The organism is Streptomyces sp. NPDC043896, assembly GCF_056435605.1.
The window spans coordinates 115,621-127,910 of the sequence record NZ_JBWKEE010000020.1 but is presented as its reverse complement, the minus strand read 5'-3'; the positions used below and the strand labels follow the sequence as shown (position 1 = coordinate 127,910).

Genomic DNA, 12,290 nt, shown 5'->3' with positions numbered 1-12,290 from the left:
TCGGCCGGACGGTGTCAGCCGATGTTGTCGACCGCCGCCTTGGCCTTCTGCAGCGTGGCCTGCGCGGTGGAGTCGTTCTGCTCGAGCGTGTTGCGGACGAGGCGGATGATGTCGCGCACCTCGTTCGCCGCCTTGTTCCAGCGGACTTCCTTGCCGTGGTAGTCCTCGGAGACGCCGTCGGCCTGGAAGTCGGCCATCGCCGCCTTCACCGCGTTGTCACGGTCGCCGAGCACCCGCTCCAGCTGGCCGATGATCCCGCCGAGGCCGCCCTGGACCTCCACGGAAGCGGCGATGTCGTACGAAGTGCGGTCCTGGTTTGCCATGTGTCTCAGTCCCCCGGGTGTCAGCGCGCGCCGAAGCGGGCGGCGTCGAAGTTCGCGGAGCCCATGTTCTGGTTGGCGTTGTCGCCCTGCTCCTGGTCACCGGTGGTGAACGAGGTGTCCATGCCGGCCTGACCGCCGAGAATGGCGCGCAGCGAGCCGTTCAGCTCGGCGGTGATCGCGTCGGAGCGCCGCTTGAAGGAGTCGAACGCCTGGCGTCCGACACCGTTGAACTTGCCCTCCAGCGGGTCCGCCGCGGCGATCAGCAGCTTGATCAGCGTGCCGAGGTCGTCGCTGGAGCCGCTCGTGGCCTTGCCCAGGTCGGACAGCGTCGTGCTGCCCATGTCGAACTTCATTCACCCACCCCTGACGTGTTGTGCCGTCACTTGCGTGCGTACCTGTCTACCGAAGGGACGTTGCGAACACAAACACGGTTTCATCCGGCCTTGACGTCTGGCCGAAAATCGCCTTCGGCTGGTTCCCGTACCCCCAGCACCTCCCGGACGTAGTCGTCCCCGGCGTCCCACAGCCAGGATGCCAGGGCCTTGCCCGCCCGGCCCTGGCAGCGGGCGACGGGCCCCGCCGCGTGCCGGAGGGCGCGGCCGGAAGGCGCGTTGCCGAGCAGCCGCCGCAGCAGTTCCACGGCGGCTTCCTCGTCGACCAGGGTCACGGCGCCCGCCAGGCCGACGAGTTGGGTCTCCACGTCGAAGTGGAAGCGCTCGCCGGCCCGCATCCGGTCGAGGCCCCGCTCGACGGCCGCGCGGATCCCGGGCAGGCAGTCGCGTACGGACGCGGCGTCCAGGCAGTCGCCGAGCCGGTCGTCGAAGCCCTCCCGGTCGGCGAGGCCGACCAGGGCGCGCAGGGTCGCGGCGCACAGCTCCGAGGTGCCCTTCTCCTCGGCCAACTCCCGGCTGTGGACGGCCGCTTCACAGAAAAGTCCGTAGCTCCGGTCCGCGGAGAACCAGCGGTCGGTCGACCAGCCGTACCAGAAGGCGGCGCGGGGGTCGGTCATGGCGGCGCGGAGGACGGCCTCGTAGCCGGCGGGCTCGGCCCAGTGGACCAGGGCGACGAGGGACAGGAGGCGTTCGCCGGCCGGCGCGGCGGGGTCGTCGGCGAGGGCGGTGAGGCCGGGGACCCGGTCGCGGTGGCCGGGATGGTCCTCGCCCTCCCAGATCACGTCGTAGGGATCGTCGGCGGGAGTGCCGTCGAATCCGGTCCCCAGCAGCCGTTCGTAGGCCGTCGTCATGTCAGGTCATCCATCGGTCGGGGCGGGCCGCCGCGCGGGAGGTGCGGGAGCGGACCGCCTGGTCGTACAGCAGGTCGCGGGCCTCGCCGGCGGGGCGCAGCCGGGCGGTGACGGTGTTGTTCGCGCCGGTGTCCACGTGCAGGTCGGCCACCCCGCGGGCGCGTTCCCAGGGGCCCTGTGAGCGGCGTACGCTCTGCACCTTCGCATGCGGAACGATCTCCGTACGCCGGCACAGGCGCCCGCGCCGGGCCGCGAAGACCTCGTCCGAGAGGGCCAGGCCGTACCCCTTCCACCACACCGGCACCACCCACCGCGAGCCGCTCGACGGGGACGGGCTGAACTCCAGGTCGGCCGGGTCCGCGCCGGGCAGCACGCGGGCGATCAGGGCGTGGGCGGCGTCCCGGCCGGCGACCGGGACCAGCAGCCCGTTCTTGGAGCCGGCCACGGCGAGCTCGACCCGGACCCAGCCGAGCCGCCGCCACAGCAGCGGCTCCACGATCCGTACGGTCTGCACGCGTCCCGGCGGAACGGTCTCGTGGGCGCGGTCCAGCAGCCCGTGGTCCAGGCGCAGCCCGTCGGGGGACTCGGCGACGGTCCAGTCGTACCCGGCGAGGAACCGGCCCAGGCTGCCGGCCCAGACCGCGCCGAGGAGCGGCACCAGGGTGGCCACGGCCGCCCAGAGGCTGTCGCTGAGCCGCCACACCACCACCGGGGCGACGAGCCCGCCGGCGAGCGCCGCCCACACGTCGAGGCTGAGCAGCAGGGAGAGCACCAGGTCCCGTACGGGGACGCGGAGCAGCTCCCGGGCCGGGGCCTGGCCGACGGAGACGGCCTCGGCGGGCGCGAAGCCGGCCGCCCGGGCCAGCAGCTCGGCGCGCAGGGCGACGGCGTCGCGTTCGTCGAGGAAGGCCAGCTCGTCCTTCGCCTCGGTGCCGATGACGTCGAGCCGGAGCTTGGCGACCCCGGCGACGCGGGCCAGCATCGGGCGGGTGACGTCCACGGCCTGGATGCGGTCGAGGCGGATGTGGGCGGTGCGGCGGAAGACCAGGCCGGTGCGGATGCGCAGCTCGGTGTCGGTGACGGCGTAGTGGGTGAACCACCAGCTGAGGAAGCCGTACGTGCCGAAGACGAGGACCAGGGCGGCCAGTATCAGCACGCGCACGCCGGGCGTGAGGCCGGCGACCCACTCCTGGGCGCGCTCGCCCTGCTGGAGGACGACACCGCCGATGGCCGCGCCGGGCACCCAGGCCCGGCGCAGCGGGGTCAGTACGTGCAGCCGCCGCTCACCGCCGGTCGGATGCGGGGCCTCGCCGGTCGGGTGCGGGGCCTCGCCGGTCGGGTGCGGGGCCTCGCCGTCGGGGGCGTCCGGGGACGCGTGCGGCTGCGTCACAGGCCCGCCGACCTTGCCTCGCCGAGGGCCGTGAGGCGGTCGCGGAGGCGTTCCGCTTCCGCCGGGGCCAGGCCCGGGATCTTGGCGTCGGTCGCGGCGGCCGCCGTGTGGAGCTGGACCGAGGCCAGGCCGAAGCGGCGCTCCAGCGGGCCCGAGGTCACCTCCACGAGCTGCATCCGCCCGTACGGGACCACCGTCTCCTCCCTCCAGAGCACACCCCGGCTGATCAGCAGGTCGTCCGCGCGCTCCGCGTACCGCCAGGACCGCCAGTTCCGCCCGATCAGCACCCACCCCCAGGCCAGGACGGCCGGCCAGAACGCCGCCAGGGCCGCCCATCCCGCCCCGAACGCCAGCCCCAGCGACACGCCGGTGGCCACCGTCAGCGGCACCGTCCAGATCACCAGTACCAGCCGCCGGACCCGGCGGAGCCCGCCCGGCAGGCCCACCCACTCGGGCAGGCCCGTCTCACCCTTCGTCCCCGTATCCATGCACCCACCCTAGGACTGAGACAATGCGCCCATGACGGAGACCACGGTCGGCATCGGCGGTGCGGCGGAGAGCACCGACATGGTGCTCAACATCGGACCCCAGCACCCATCCACCCACGGCGTGCTGCGCCTGCGGCTCGTCCTGGACGGCGAGCGCATCGCCAGCGCCGAGCCGGTGGTCGGCTACATGCACCGGGGTGCCGAGAAGCTCTTCGAGGCGCGCGACTACCGCCAGATCGTGATGCTCGCGAACCGCCACGACTGGCTGTCCGCGTTCTCCAACGAGCTCGGCGTGGTCATGGCCGTCGAGCGGATGCTCGGCATGGAGGTCCCCGAGCGCGCGGTGTGGATGCGTACGCTCCTCGCCGAGCTGAACCGGGTCCTGAACCACCTGATGTTCCTCGGGTCGTACCCCCTCGAACTGGGCGGGATCACCCCGATCTTCCACGCGTTCCGCGAGCGCGAGGAGCTCCAGGCCGTCATGGAGGAGATCTCCGGCGGCCGCATGCACTACATGTTCAACCGCGTCGGCGGCCTCAAGGAGGACCTCCCCGCCGGCTGGCTCGGCCGGGCCCGCGCCGCCATCGCCGACGTCCGCACCCGCATGGACGTCTACGACAAGCTGGTCCACGGCAACGAGATCTTCCGCGCGCGCACGCGCGGCGTCGGCGTGCTGTCCGCCGAGGCGGTCCACGCGTACGGGGTCTCCGGCCCGATCGCCCGCGCCTCGGGCGTGGACTTCGACCTGCGCCGCGACGAGCCGTACCTGGCGTACGGCGAGCTGGCCGACGTCCTGAAGGTGGTCACCCGCAGCGAGGGCGACTGCCTGGCCCGCTTCGAGGTGCTGCTCGACCAGACGCACAACGCCCTCGACCTGGCCGTGGCCTGCCTGGACCGGATGGCCGAGCTGCCGCCGGGGCCGGTGAACCAGCGGCTGCCGAAGGTGCTGAAGGCGCCCGAGGGGGCCACGTACGCCTGGACGGAGAACCCGCTGGGCATCAACGGCTACTACCTGGTCTCGAAGGGCGAGAAGACCCCGTACCGGCTGAAGCTGCGCAGCGCCTCCTTCAACAACATCCAGGCGCTGGCCGTGCTGCTGCCGGGGCAGCTGGTCGCGGACATGGTGTCGATCCTGGGCTCGCTCTTCTTCGTCGTCGGCGACATCGACAAGTAGGACGCGGGGAACCGGCTCCGCCGCGACCTGACAGTCCGGCGGAAACCGCCCGGGACGGTGTCGGCGGGGCGTCCTAGGGTGCCCCCATGACCACTGGCACGTACACGGACTACCTGCGCCGGCTCGGCCTCGCCGATCCCGGCGCCCCCTCCGCCGAGGGGCTGTTCGCGCTCCAGCGCGCCCACCTGGAGAACATCGCCTACGACAACGTGGACATCCACCTGGGCCGCCCGCCCGGCATCGACCCCGCGCTGTCGGTGCGGCGGCTGGGCGCGGGGTTCGGCGGCTACTGCTTCCACCTCAACGGCGCCTTCGGCGCGCTCCTGGAGCACCTGGGGTACGACGTGACCCGCCACCTCGGCGGTGTCGAGGAGGACGCCGGCTCGCGCGTGGTCAACGGCCAGCACCTGACCCTGACCGTCCGCGTCGACGGGGCGGCCTACTGGGTGGACGCCGGGCTCGGGGACGGCCCGTACGAGCCGCTCCCGCTGCGCGAGGGCCCGTACGAGCAGGGCGGCTCAAGCTACTCGCTGGAACGGCTGGAGCCCCTGGAGGGCGAGGGCCCCGGCTGGAGCTACCTGTCCCCCGGCAGCAGCACGCCCCGGGTCAACTTCCGCGACGCGCCCGCGACGACGGCCGACTTCGAGGAGATGCACACCTGGCTGTCGACCTCCGCGGACTCCCCCTTCGTACGGACCCTCGCGCTGCTCCGGCGCGACGCCGACGGCATGGACGTCATGCGCGGCCGGGTCCTGACCCGGATCTCCCCCGGGAAGGAGACCGACAAGCGCGAAGTGGCCGGGCAGCGGGAGTTCTTCGAGGTCGTGGGGCGCGTCTTCCGGCGGAGCCTCGACGACCTGACGGCCGCCGACCGGGACGCCCTGTGGGCCCGGGTCGACGAGGCGCACCGGGCGTGGCTGGCGTCCAGGGCCTGACGGCTTCGGCGTCGGTGCGGCAGGGCAGACTGGGGGCATGTCCCCTTCCCCCCGACGGGCCTGCCCCTCCTGCGGCCGTGACTGCGCGGTGACGGCCGGACGGATCGCCCGCCACGACCCCCCGGCCGGGCGCGGGCGCGGCGACCTGGTGTCCTGCCCCGGCTCCCGGACCCGGGTGGTGCTCGGCGCGAGCGCTCCGACGCTGGACGGCTTCGCCCTCGGCCCGTCACCGGGCCAGCTGCCGCTGTTCTGAGCCCCGTCCGGGCGGTGCCGTCCGAGTACGGGGCCGCGCGGACTGAGTAGGCGTACGGATGCCCGCACGGACGCCCCGGGGACAGGATGGCCGCATGACCTGGACCCCTTCGCCCCTGACCGTCGCCGAGCCGCAGCCCGCCAGGGCTTCCCGGATCCCCGTGCGCGCGCTGATCGCGGCCGCGCTGTTCGTGCCCGCGCTGGTGGCGGCGAAGATCCTGGTCCTGACCACCGAGACGGGCGGCCGCTGCCTGATGTACGGCGGCTGCGAGCCCTTCCCCGGCTCCTTCTTCCTGGTGCTGTGCGGGGCGGCGGCGCTCGCGCTGGTGGCGGCGCTGGCCGGGCCGGAGGGGCTGCGGCGCAAGGCCCTGGCGGCCCAGGTCCTGCTGGAGCTGTTCGCGGTGGGGCTCGTCCTCGTCTTCCCCTGAGCCCGTCGCGCGTACGTCGTGCACAGGCTGTGGACGACCCCGCCGGGCGCTCCGGGTGCTCCCGGTGCTCCGGCGGGGCCCGCGCGCTACGAGATCGCCGTGCGGAGCCGGACCACGTCGATGGGCTCGGTCTCGTCGTGCGCCGTCAGGTCGATGACCTGGCCCACCGCCTGCTGTTCGGGGGTGGCCGCCTTGAACTCCGGGTCCGTCCCGGTACCCGCGGTCTCCGCCTTGTGGACGGCGAGGGCCTCGGCGCCGACCACGTCGGCCAGGTCCTCGTTCTGCACCGACTCGATCACGGCGCGGGCCTGCGCGGCGTTCTTGGTGCCGAAGAAGTCGAAGCCGCCCTCGACGCGGGAGGCGGTGCGGCGCTGGGAGGCGTACGGGGCCACGGGCGCCGCCGGCCGGCGGGCCGGGACCGCCGCCGCAGCCGGGGCGGGGACGGCCGGGGCGGCGACGGCCGGGCGGGTGTGCGCGGGCGCCGCCGCGGGGGCCTCGGAGGCGGACCGTTCCTGCGCCTTGCGGGCCAGGGCCGACATAGCCGCGTGGGCCCGGGCGTAGCCGACCGGGGTGGGCGCGCCGGCGCCGGTGCGCTCCTCGGAGACCGCCGGGAGCTCCCGGGGCCCGGCCGCCGGGGCGGAGGCGGCCTCGATGGCCAGCAGCCGGCGCTTCTCCAGGGCACTGGCGCGCTCGGTCTCGGCGGTCGCGTACCGGCGGAGCAGCGCGGCGTGTTCCCCGCGCAGGCCCGCCAGTTCGACGCGCTTGGCGCGCAGCTTGGCGTCGAGCCGGGCGCGCAGCAGGCGGGCTTCCTCGATGTCGGATTCGAGCTCGGCTATCCGCTCGTCCGTCTTCCACTCGTCCTTGACGCGCTCGCGGGCCAGCTCCGCGACCCGGCGGCCCGCCGCCCGGTCCCAGGAGCGCATGAGGACGGCACCGCCCACGCCCGCCGCGGCCGTGAGGGCCACCAGGAGGCGCAGCGCGAGGGGTTCCGCGAGCAGCCAGGCCGCACCGGCACTGGCCACGGAAACCCCGGCGACGGCCGTCGGCGTGAGAAGTCGGTGCAGGGGCTCGGGATTGCGGTGGCGTCCACGGGGCATGGCCTGAAATTTACAGGGCGTGGGCGGCGCGTGGGGTACCCGCCCGGCAATCCGTTCCCGGGCAGTTACCCCACAATTGACCATCAAACACGTAACTACTGCTTCTTCAGAAGGCCCTTGGCGTCGAGATAGGCCTTCGCGACGTCCGCGGGCTTGGCCCGCTCGGCGTCCACCTTCCGGTTCAGCTCGACGAGGTCGGCGGTCGTCAGTGCCTTGGTGAGCCCGTCCAGGGCGGCCGCGACCTCCGGGGAGCCGGCGTCCTTGGCGTTGACGACCGGGAGCACGTTGTCGGCGTTCTGGAGCTTCTTGTCGTCCTCCAGCAGGACCAGCCCGTAGCCGTCGAGGGTGGCGTCGGTGGTGGTGGTCAGCACCAGTTGGTCGACGCCGTCCTTGACGGCCTGCTTGGCCTGCGGAGTGCCGACTCCCTTCGGGTCGATTCCGGATACCGAGATTCCGTAGGTCTTCTCCAGTCCCGGCGCGCAGAAGGGACGGACGGCGCATTCGTCACCCGCCGCGATCTTCACCTTCAGCCCCGACTTCCCAAGATCGGAAAGGGTCTTGAGGTTGTTCTTCTGCGCGAATTCCCGGCTCACCGCGAAGGCGTTCTGGTCGACCGCCGAACCGGCCGGCAGGGCCTTCAGCCCGAGCGGCGCCGCGAGCTTCTCCAGCGCGGCGACGGTCGCCGCCGCGTCGCTGGACGCGACCGGCTTCTCCTTCGGCGCGTTCGGGCCGTTCACCTTGGCGTTCAGGAACTCCGCGAGGGTGGCCGCGTACTCCGGGACGACGTCGATCTCGCCCTTCTCCAAAGACGGCTCGTACAGCTCGCGGTTGTTGACCGTGGTGATCGAGGTGTCGTAGCCGGCGCCCCTGAGGACCTGCGCGTACAGCTCGGCCAGCACGTTGGACTCGGTGAAGCCCGCCGCGCCCACCACCAGCTTGCCCTTGCCGCCGCCCCCGGCCGGGGCGGAAGCGGACCCTCCGTCCTTGGACTTCTCCAGGCTCTCGCCCCCGCAGGCGGCGAGCGAAACGGTCAGGGCCACCGCGCCCAGGGTCGCGCCGAGGATGCGCGTGGACTTGCTCATCATGCTCCTTAGGGATCAGTAGAAAGCCGGACGGCCGCCGCGCCTCAGCGCGACGGGGCCCGGGGCAGCAGCCGGTCCGCGGCAACCAGCGCGCCCTCCACCACCAGGGCCAGCAGGGCCACCAGCACGGCGCCCGCCACCACCTGCGGGGTGTCGTACGTGTTGAAGCCGGCCGTGATGATCCGCCCCAGCCCGCCCTGGCCGACCATCGCCGCGATCGTGGCGGTGGCCACGACCTGCACGGCGGCCGAGCGCAGCCCGGTCATCACCAGCGGCCGGGCCAGCGGCAGTTCCACCCGCCAGAAGAGCTGGCGGCCGGACATGCCCATGCCCCGGGCGGCCTCGACCACCGAGCGGTCCACCTCGCGCATCCCGACGTACGCGTTGGTCAGCAGCGGCGGCACGGCGAACAGCACGAGCGCGGCGATGGTGGGCACGTAGCCCGCGCTGCGCAGCGGCGACACCATGAACAGGGCCAGCACCGCGAACACCGGCACGGCCCGGCCCGCGTTGGAGACGTTCACCGCGACGGTGCCGCCCTTGCCGAGGTGGCCGAGCCACAGCCCGGCCGGCAGGGCGAGCGCGCAGGCGACGGCCAGGGCGGTGCCGCTGACGTAGACGTGCTCCCCCAGCCGGTGCCACACCCCGGCCTCCCCGGACCAGTTGGCCCCGTCGGCCAGCCAGTCCCAGGCCCGCGCCATCACGCCCATGCCCTCACGCCCCCTCGGCCTTCGCGGACCGGCCGGGGCGGGTCCACGGGGTCAGCAGCCGCTGCACGCCGAGCAGCAGCAGGTCGGCGACCAGCGCGAGCAGCACGCACAGCACCGAGGCGGTGAGCACCTGGGCCTTGAAGGAACTGTTCACGGCGGGGGCGATCAGGTTGCCCAGCCCGCCCTTGCCGACGATGGAGCCGACGGTGGTCAGGGCCACCGTCGACACGGTGGCGATCCGCACCCCGGCGAGCAGCGCGGGCAGCGCCAGCGGCAGTTCCACCTGCCACAGCAGCCGGGCCGGGCCGTAGCCCATCCCGCGCGCGGCCTCCCGTACGTCCTCGGGGACGGCCTCCAGGCCGGCCAGCACGTTCCGGACCAGGACGGTCAGCGAGTACAGCACCAGACCGGTCACCACGAGCGCCGCCGACAGCCCGAAGAAGGGCAGCAGCAGGGAGAACATGGCGAGCGAGGGGACCGTGTAGAGCAGGGTGGTCAGGCCGAGCACGGGGGCCGCCCAGCGGCGGCCGCGGCGGGCCAGCAGCGCCAGCGGCACGGCGACGGCGACGCCGATGAGCACCGAGACGGCGGTGATCCAGACGTGCTCGACGGTGGCGTCGGTGAGTTCCGCGGAACGGGAGGTGACGTACTCCCAGCAGATCCAGTCGTTCGCCACCAGGCAGCCGCCCCCGGCCATGCCGTTCACCCCTTCCCCCTTCGCACGCACGTGCCGCAAACCGGCCTGCAGCGACCCTAACCCCCGATGCCCGTGGTGGCCGGAATGATTCGCACAGCCGCAACACTCCCCTGACAAACCCTTCGCCCAACCGGGCGGTGTGGTGGTGGAGGATGGCGGGGTGATCCGATTCGAGCGAGTGTCCAAGCGTTACCCCGACGGGACGACGGCCGTCGAGGACCTGTCCTTCGAGGTCGCGGAGGGCGAGCTGGTCACGCTGGTGGGCCCGTCCGGCTGCGGGAAGACGACCACGATGAAGATGGTCAACCGGCTGATCGAGCCAACCTCCGGGCGGATCCTGCTGAACGGCGAGGACATCGCCGCCGCCGACCCGGTCGAGCTGCGCCGCCGCATCGGCTACGTCATCCAGCAGGTCGGGCTGTTCCCGCACAGGACGGTGCTGGAGAACACGGCGACGGTCCCGCAGCTCGTCGGCACCCCGAAGGCCAAGGCCCGCGCCCGGGCCGCCGAACTGCTCGAACTGGTGGGACTGGATCCGGCCGTCTACGGGGGCCGCTACCCGCAGCAGCTGTCGGGCGGGCAGCGCCAGCGCGTCGGCGTGGCCCGCGCCCTCGCGGCGGACCCGCCGGTCCTGCTGATGGACGAGCCGTTCGGCGCGGTCGACCCGGTGGTGCGCGACCGCCTCCAGAACGAGTTCCTGACCCTTCAGAAGACCGTCCGCAAGACGATCCTGCTCGTCACCCACGACCTGGAGGAGGCCGTCCGGCTCGGCGACCGGATCGCCGTCTACGGGGAGGGCACCATCGAGCAGTTCGCCCGCCCGGCCGCCGTGCTCGCCGCGCCCGCCACCGCGTACGTCGCCTCGTTCGTCGGCGCCGACCGGGGCCTGCGGCGGCTCGCCGTCACCCCCGTCGGGCCGGCCGATCTGGCCGCCCCCGAGGGCCCCGCCCCCGCCGTGTCAGTGCCCCTGGGGGCCTCGCTGCGCGAGGCACTGGCCGCGCTGCTCCAGGAGGACTCGGGGCGGATCGGGGTCACGGACCCGGACTCCGGCGCGCTGGCCGGCGTCCTGACCCCCGGCGGCGTCCACCGGGCGCTGCGCCGGGCCGGCCAGGGAGACGGCGCCGCCGCCTGACGGCCCCCGGACACGCGTGAAGGGCCCGGCCGGAGCCGGGCCCTTCAGGATGTTCCGCGGGTTCCGCGAGCACGGGGCTCAGGCCTGGATGCGGCCGCTCAGCCACACCAGCATCGGCGGGATCTCACGGCGCCAGGTGTTGAAGTTGTGGCCGCCGCTGTCGAGCACGATCGAGGAGACCCGGTCCGGGCCCTTGACCAGCTTGATGAACTTCTTCGTGTCGTTCAGGTTGTCCTCGCCCTTCTCACTGGTCGTGACCAGGAAGGACGTACCGGTCGGCTTCTTCTCCTTCAGGCTCTGCAGCACGTCCGCGCGGGCCTTCAGCTTGTCGTCGCCGTGGAACAGGTCACCGGTCGTCGCGTCGTCCGCCGCCTTGTAGTACGCGGACAGGCCCACCGCCGCACCGAAGGTCTGCGGGTGGTGCGCGGCGATCTTCAGGGCGCAGTAGCCGCCCGTGGAGTTGCCGACGAAGGCCATGTTCTCCGGCTTCTTGCCCACCCGGAAGGTGGACTGGATGGCCTGCGGCAGGTCCTGCGCGAAGAAGGTCTCGGTCTGCGGGCCATCGGGTATGTCCACGCACTCGGTGTCACGCGGCGGCGCGATGGTCGGCCGCAGCATGACCAGGATCATCGGCTTCATCTTGCCCGCCTTGGCCTGCTTGAAGGCCGTCATCGGGTAGTTCAGCCCTTTGATCAGGTTCTCGGCGGTGCCCGGGTAGCCGGTCAGGACGATCGAGGCCGGAAAGTTCTTGTCCTTGTGCTGCGGCTGGAAGTACTCCGGCGGCAGCCAGACGTAGCCCGGGCTCGTTATCTTCGACTTCTGCCCCGTTATGGACACTTTGAGGATCTGCCCGCCCACCTGGGGCTTGGCCCCGCCGGGCACGTCCAGCGCCTGCTTGTCGATGACCTTGATGTCCTTGCTGCTCATCGAGTGGTCGACGACCTTGCCGATCGACGTCTCCTGGCCGAACAGGTCCGCCCACGATCCGTAGAAGAGGAACGACTTGTTCGCACCGAGACCGACTGCCGAGAACAGCGCCAGCTGGGTCGCGAGCAGCAGGCCGATCCTGCCGAGGACCGCGCGCACGCCGCGCCCCGAGAGCTTCGGCCAGGCCCAGACCGTGACCGCGAACAGGGCCACGCCCGCGATGATGGCCAGGACCAGAACCGTATTACTGGTGAGACCCATGAGCAGTCAGTCGACTTTCTGATGGCAGGACTGGATTTTTCCGACGGAAGAGTGAACCCGCCACCCGCCGATGTCGTCCTAGTGGACGCACCACACTCCGGAGGCTGTCGCGGCCTTCGGCCACATGATCTCTCGCGGAGCAACGGGAAGC

General features: G+C 72.7%; 15 protein-coding genes. 5 read left to right on the top strand and 10 right to left on the bottom strand.

Going from position 1 to position 12,290, the window contains the following annotated elements:
- Positions 1-14: 14 nt before the first annotated feature.
- The 5 genes from AC069X_RS26800 to AC069X_RS26780 all read right to left on the bottom strand — a co-directional run bounded on the left by AC069X_RS26800 (position 15) and on the right by AC069X_RS26780 (position 3,444).
- Positions 15-323, bottom strand: a complete 309-nt coding sequence (locus AC069X_RS26800; RefSeq protein WP_478732223.1) for a pore-forming ESAT-6 family protein — start codon at positions 321-323, stop codon at positions 15-17.
- Positions 324-343: 20 nt separating this feature from the next.
- Positions 344-676 (bottom strand): hypothetical protein, encoded by a 333-nt coding sequence (locus AC069X_RS26795; protein WP_478732221.1) that lies wholly within the window; start codon positions 674-676, stop codon positions 344-346.
- Between the two features lie 80 nt (positions 677-756).
- Positions 757-1,566: a hypothetical protein gene (locus AC069X_RS26790; RefSeq protein ID WP_478732219.1), complete on the bottom strand. Its 810-nt coding sequence runs from the start codon at positions 1,564-1,566 to the stop codon at positions 757-759.
- Between the two features lies 1 nt (position 1,567).
- The gene (locus AC069X_RS26785) at positions 1,568-2,956 is read right to left on the bottom strand and encodes a PH domain-containing protein (protein WP_478732217.1); all 1,389 of its coding nucleotides are present in this window, start codon (positions 2,954-2,956) and stop codon (positions 1,568-1,570) included.
- A complete protein-coding gene (locus AC069X_RS26780) occupies positions 2,953-3,444 on the bottom strand; it encodes a PH domain-containing protein (protein WP_478732215.1) in 492 nt (163 codons plus the stop codon). The genes AC069X_RS26785 and AC069X_RS26780 overlap by 4 nt, the downstream gene beginning before the upstream one ends.
- Before the next feature lie 31 nt (positions 3,445-3,475).
- Between AC069X_RS26780 and AC069X_RS26775 the strand changes: the two genes are divergently transcribed.
- From AC069X_RS26775 to AC069X_RS26760, 4 genes are all read left to right on the top strand, one after another.
- Positions 3,476-4,618, top strand: a complete 1,143-nt coding sequence (locus AC069X_RS26775) for an NADH-quinone oxidoreductase subunit D (RefSeq protein ID WP_478732213.1) — start codon at positions 3,476-3,478, stop codon at positions 4,616-4,618.
- An 86-nt stretch (positions 4,619-4,704) separates the two neighbouring features.
- Entirely contained in the window at positions 4,705-5,553 is an 849-nt protein-coding gene (locus AC069X_RS26770) for an arylamine N-acetyltransferase family protein (protein WP_478732211.1), read from the top strand.
- 37 nt (positions 5,554-5,590) lie between these two features.
- Entirely contained in the window at positions 5,591-5,806 is a 216-nt protein-coding gene (locus AC069X_RS26765) for a hypothetical protein (RefSeq protein ID WP_478732209.1), read from the top strand.
- Positions 5,807-5,900: 94 nt separating this feature from the next.
- On the top strand, positions 5,901-6,233 hold the full coding sequence (locus AC069X_RS26760) for a hypothetical protein (protein ID WP_478732207.1): 333 nt from the start codon (positions 5,901-5,903) through the stop codon (positions 6,231-6,233).
- An 86-nt stretch (positions 6,234-6,319) separates the two neighbouring features.
- Here AC069X_RS26760 and AC069X_RS26755 read toward each other — a convergent pair whose 3' ends face one another.
- The 4 genes from AC069X_RS26755 to AC069X_RS26740 all read right to left on the bottom strand — a co-directional run bounded on the left by AC069X_RS26755 (position 6,320) and on the right by AC069X_RS26740 (position 9,819).
- Positions 6,320-7,330, bottom strand: coding sequence for a hypothetical protein (locus AC069X_RS26755; protein ID WP_478732205.1), 1,011 nt, complete (start codon positions 7,328-7,330; stop codon positions 6,320-6,322).
- A gap of 95 nt (positions 7,331-7,425) precedes the next feature.
- Positions 7,426-8,412: an ABC transporter substrate-binding protein gene (locus AC069X_RS26750; RefSeq protein ID WP_478732203.1), complete on the bottom strand. Its 987-nt coding sequence runs from the start codon at positions 8,410-8,412 to the stop codon at positions 7,426-7,428.
- 44 nt (positions 8,413-8,456) lie between these two features.
- Positions 8,457-9,122 (bottom strand): ABC transporter permease, encoded by a 666-nt coding sequence (locus AC069X_RS26745; protein ID WP_478732201.1) that lies wholly within the window; start codon positions 9,120-9,122, stop codon positions 8,457-8,459.
- Between the two features lie 4 nt (positions 9,123-9,126).
- Positions 9,127-9,819: an ABC transporter permease gene (locus tag AC069X_RS26740; protein WP_478732301.1), complete on the bottom strand. Its 693-nt coding sequence runs from the start codon at positions 9,817-9,819 to the stop codon at positions 9,127-9,129.
- 160 nt (positions 9,820-9,979) lie between these two features.
- On the opposite strand from AC069X_RS26740, the gene AC069X_RS26735 reads away from it, so the two are divergent.
- Positions 9,980-10,951, top strand: a complete 972-nt coding sequence (locus tag AC069X_RS26735; protein WP_478732199.1) for an ABC transporter ATP-binding protein — start codon at positions 9,980-9,982, stop codon at positions 10,949-10,951.
- A gap of 78 nt (positions 10,952-11,029) precedes the next feature.
- Here the strand turns inward: AC069X_RS26735 and AC069X_RS26730 are convergent, their stop codons facing one another.
- Positions 11,030-12,139, bottom strand: a complete 1,110-nt coding sequence (locus AC069X_RS26730) for an alpha/beta hydrolase (protein ID WP_478732197.1) — start codon at positions 12,137-12,139, stop codon at positions 11,030-11,032.
- Positions 12,140-12,290 lie beyond the last annotated feature (151 nt).

Bases quoted from the DNA above. Each gene is read 5' to 3' on its own strand.
- AC069X_RS26800 (WP_478732223.1), bottom strand. From the start codon at position 323: ATGGCAAACCAGGACCGCACTTCGTACGACATCGCCGCTTCCGTGGAG.
- AC069X_RS26795 (WP_478732221.1), bottom strand. From the start codon at position 676: ATGAAGTTCGACATGGGCAGCACGACGCTGTCCGACCTGGGCAAGGCC.
- AC069X_RS26790 (WP_478732219.1), bottom strand. From the start codon at position 1,566: ATGACGACGGCCTACGAACGGCTGCTGGGGACCGGATTCGACGGCACT.
- AC069X_RS26780 (WP_478732215.1), bottom strand. From the start codon at position 3,444: ATGGATACGGGGACGAAGGGTGAGACGGGCCTGCCCGAGTGGGTGGGC.
- AC069X_RS26775 (WP_478732213.1), top strand. From the start codon at position 3,476: ATGACGGAGACCACGGTCGGCATCGGCGGTGCGGCGGAGAGCACCGAC.
- AC069X_RS26770 (WP_478732211.1), top strand. From the start codon at position 4,705: ATGACCACTGGCACGTACACGGACTACCTGCGCCGGCTCGGCCTCGCC.
- AC069X_RS26765 (WP_478732209.1), top strand. From the start codon at position 5,591: ATGTCCCCTTCCCCCCGACGGGCCTGCCCCTCCTGCGGCCGTGACTGC.
- AC069X_RS26760 (WP_478732207.1), top strand. From the start codon at position 5,901: ATGACCTGGACCCCTTCGCCCCTGACCGTCGCCGAGCCGCAGCCCGCC.
- AC069X_RS26755 (WP_478732205.1), bottom strand. From the start codon at position 7,330: ATGCCCCGTGGACGCCACCGCAATCCCGAGCCCCTGCACCGACTTCTC.
- AC069X_RS26750 (WP_478732203.1), bottom strand. From the start codon at position 8,412: ATGAGCAAGTCCACGCGCATCCTCGGCGCGACCCTGGGCGCGGTGGCC.
- AC069X_RS26745 (WP_478732201.1), bottom strand. From the start codon at position 9,122: ATGGGCGTGATGGCGCGGGCCTGGGACTGGCTGGCCGACGGGGCCAAC.
- AC069X_RS26740 (WP_478732301.1), bottom strand. From the start codon at position 9,819: ATGGCCGGGGGCGGCTGCCTGGTGGCGAACGACTGGATCTGCTGGGAG.
- AC069X_RS26730 (WP_478732197.1), bottom strand. From the start codon at position 12,139: ATGGGTCTCACCAGTAATACGGTTCTGGTCCTGGCCATCATCGCGGGC.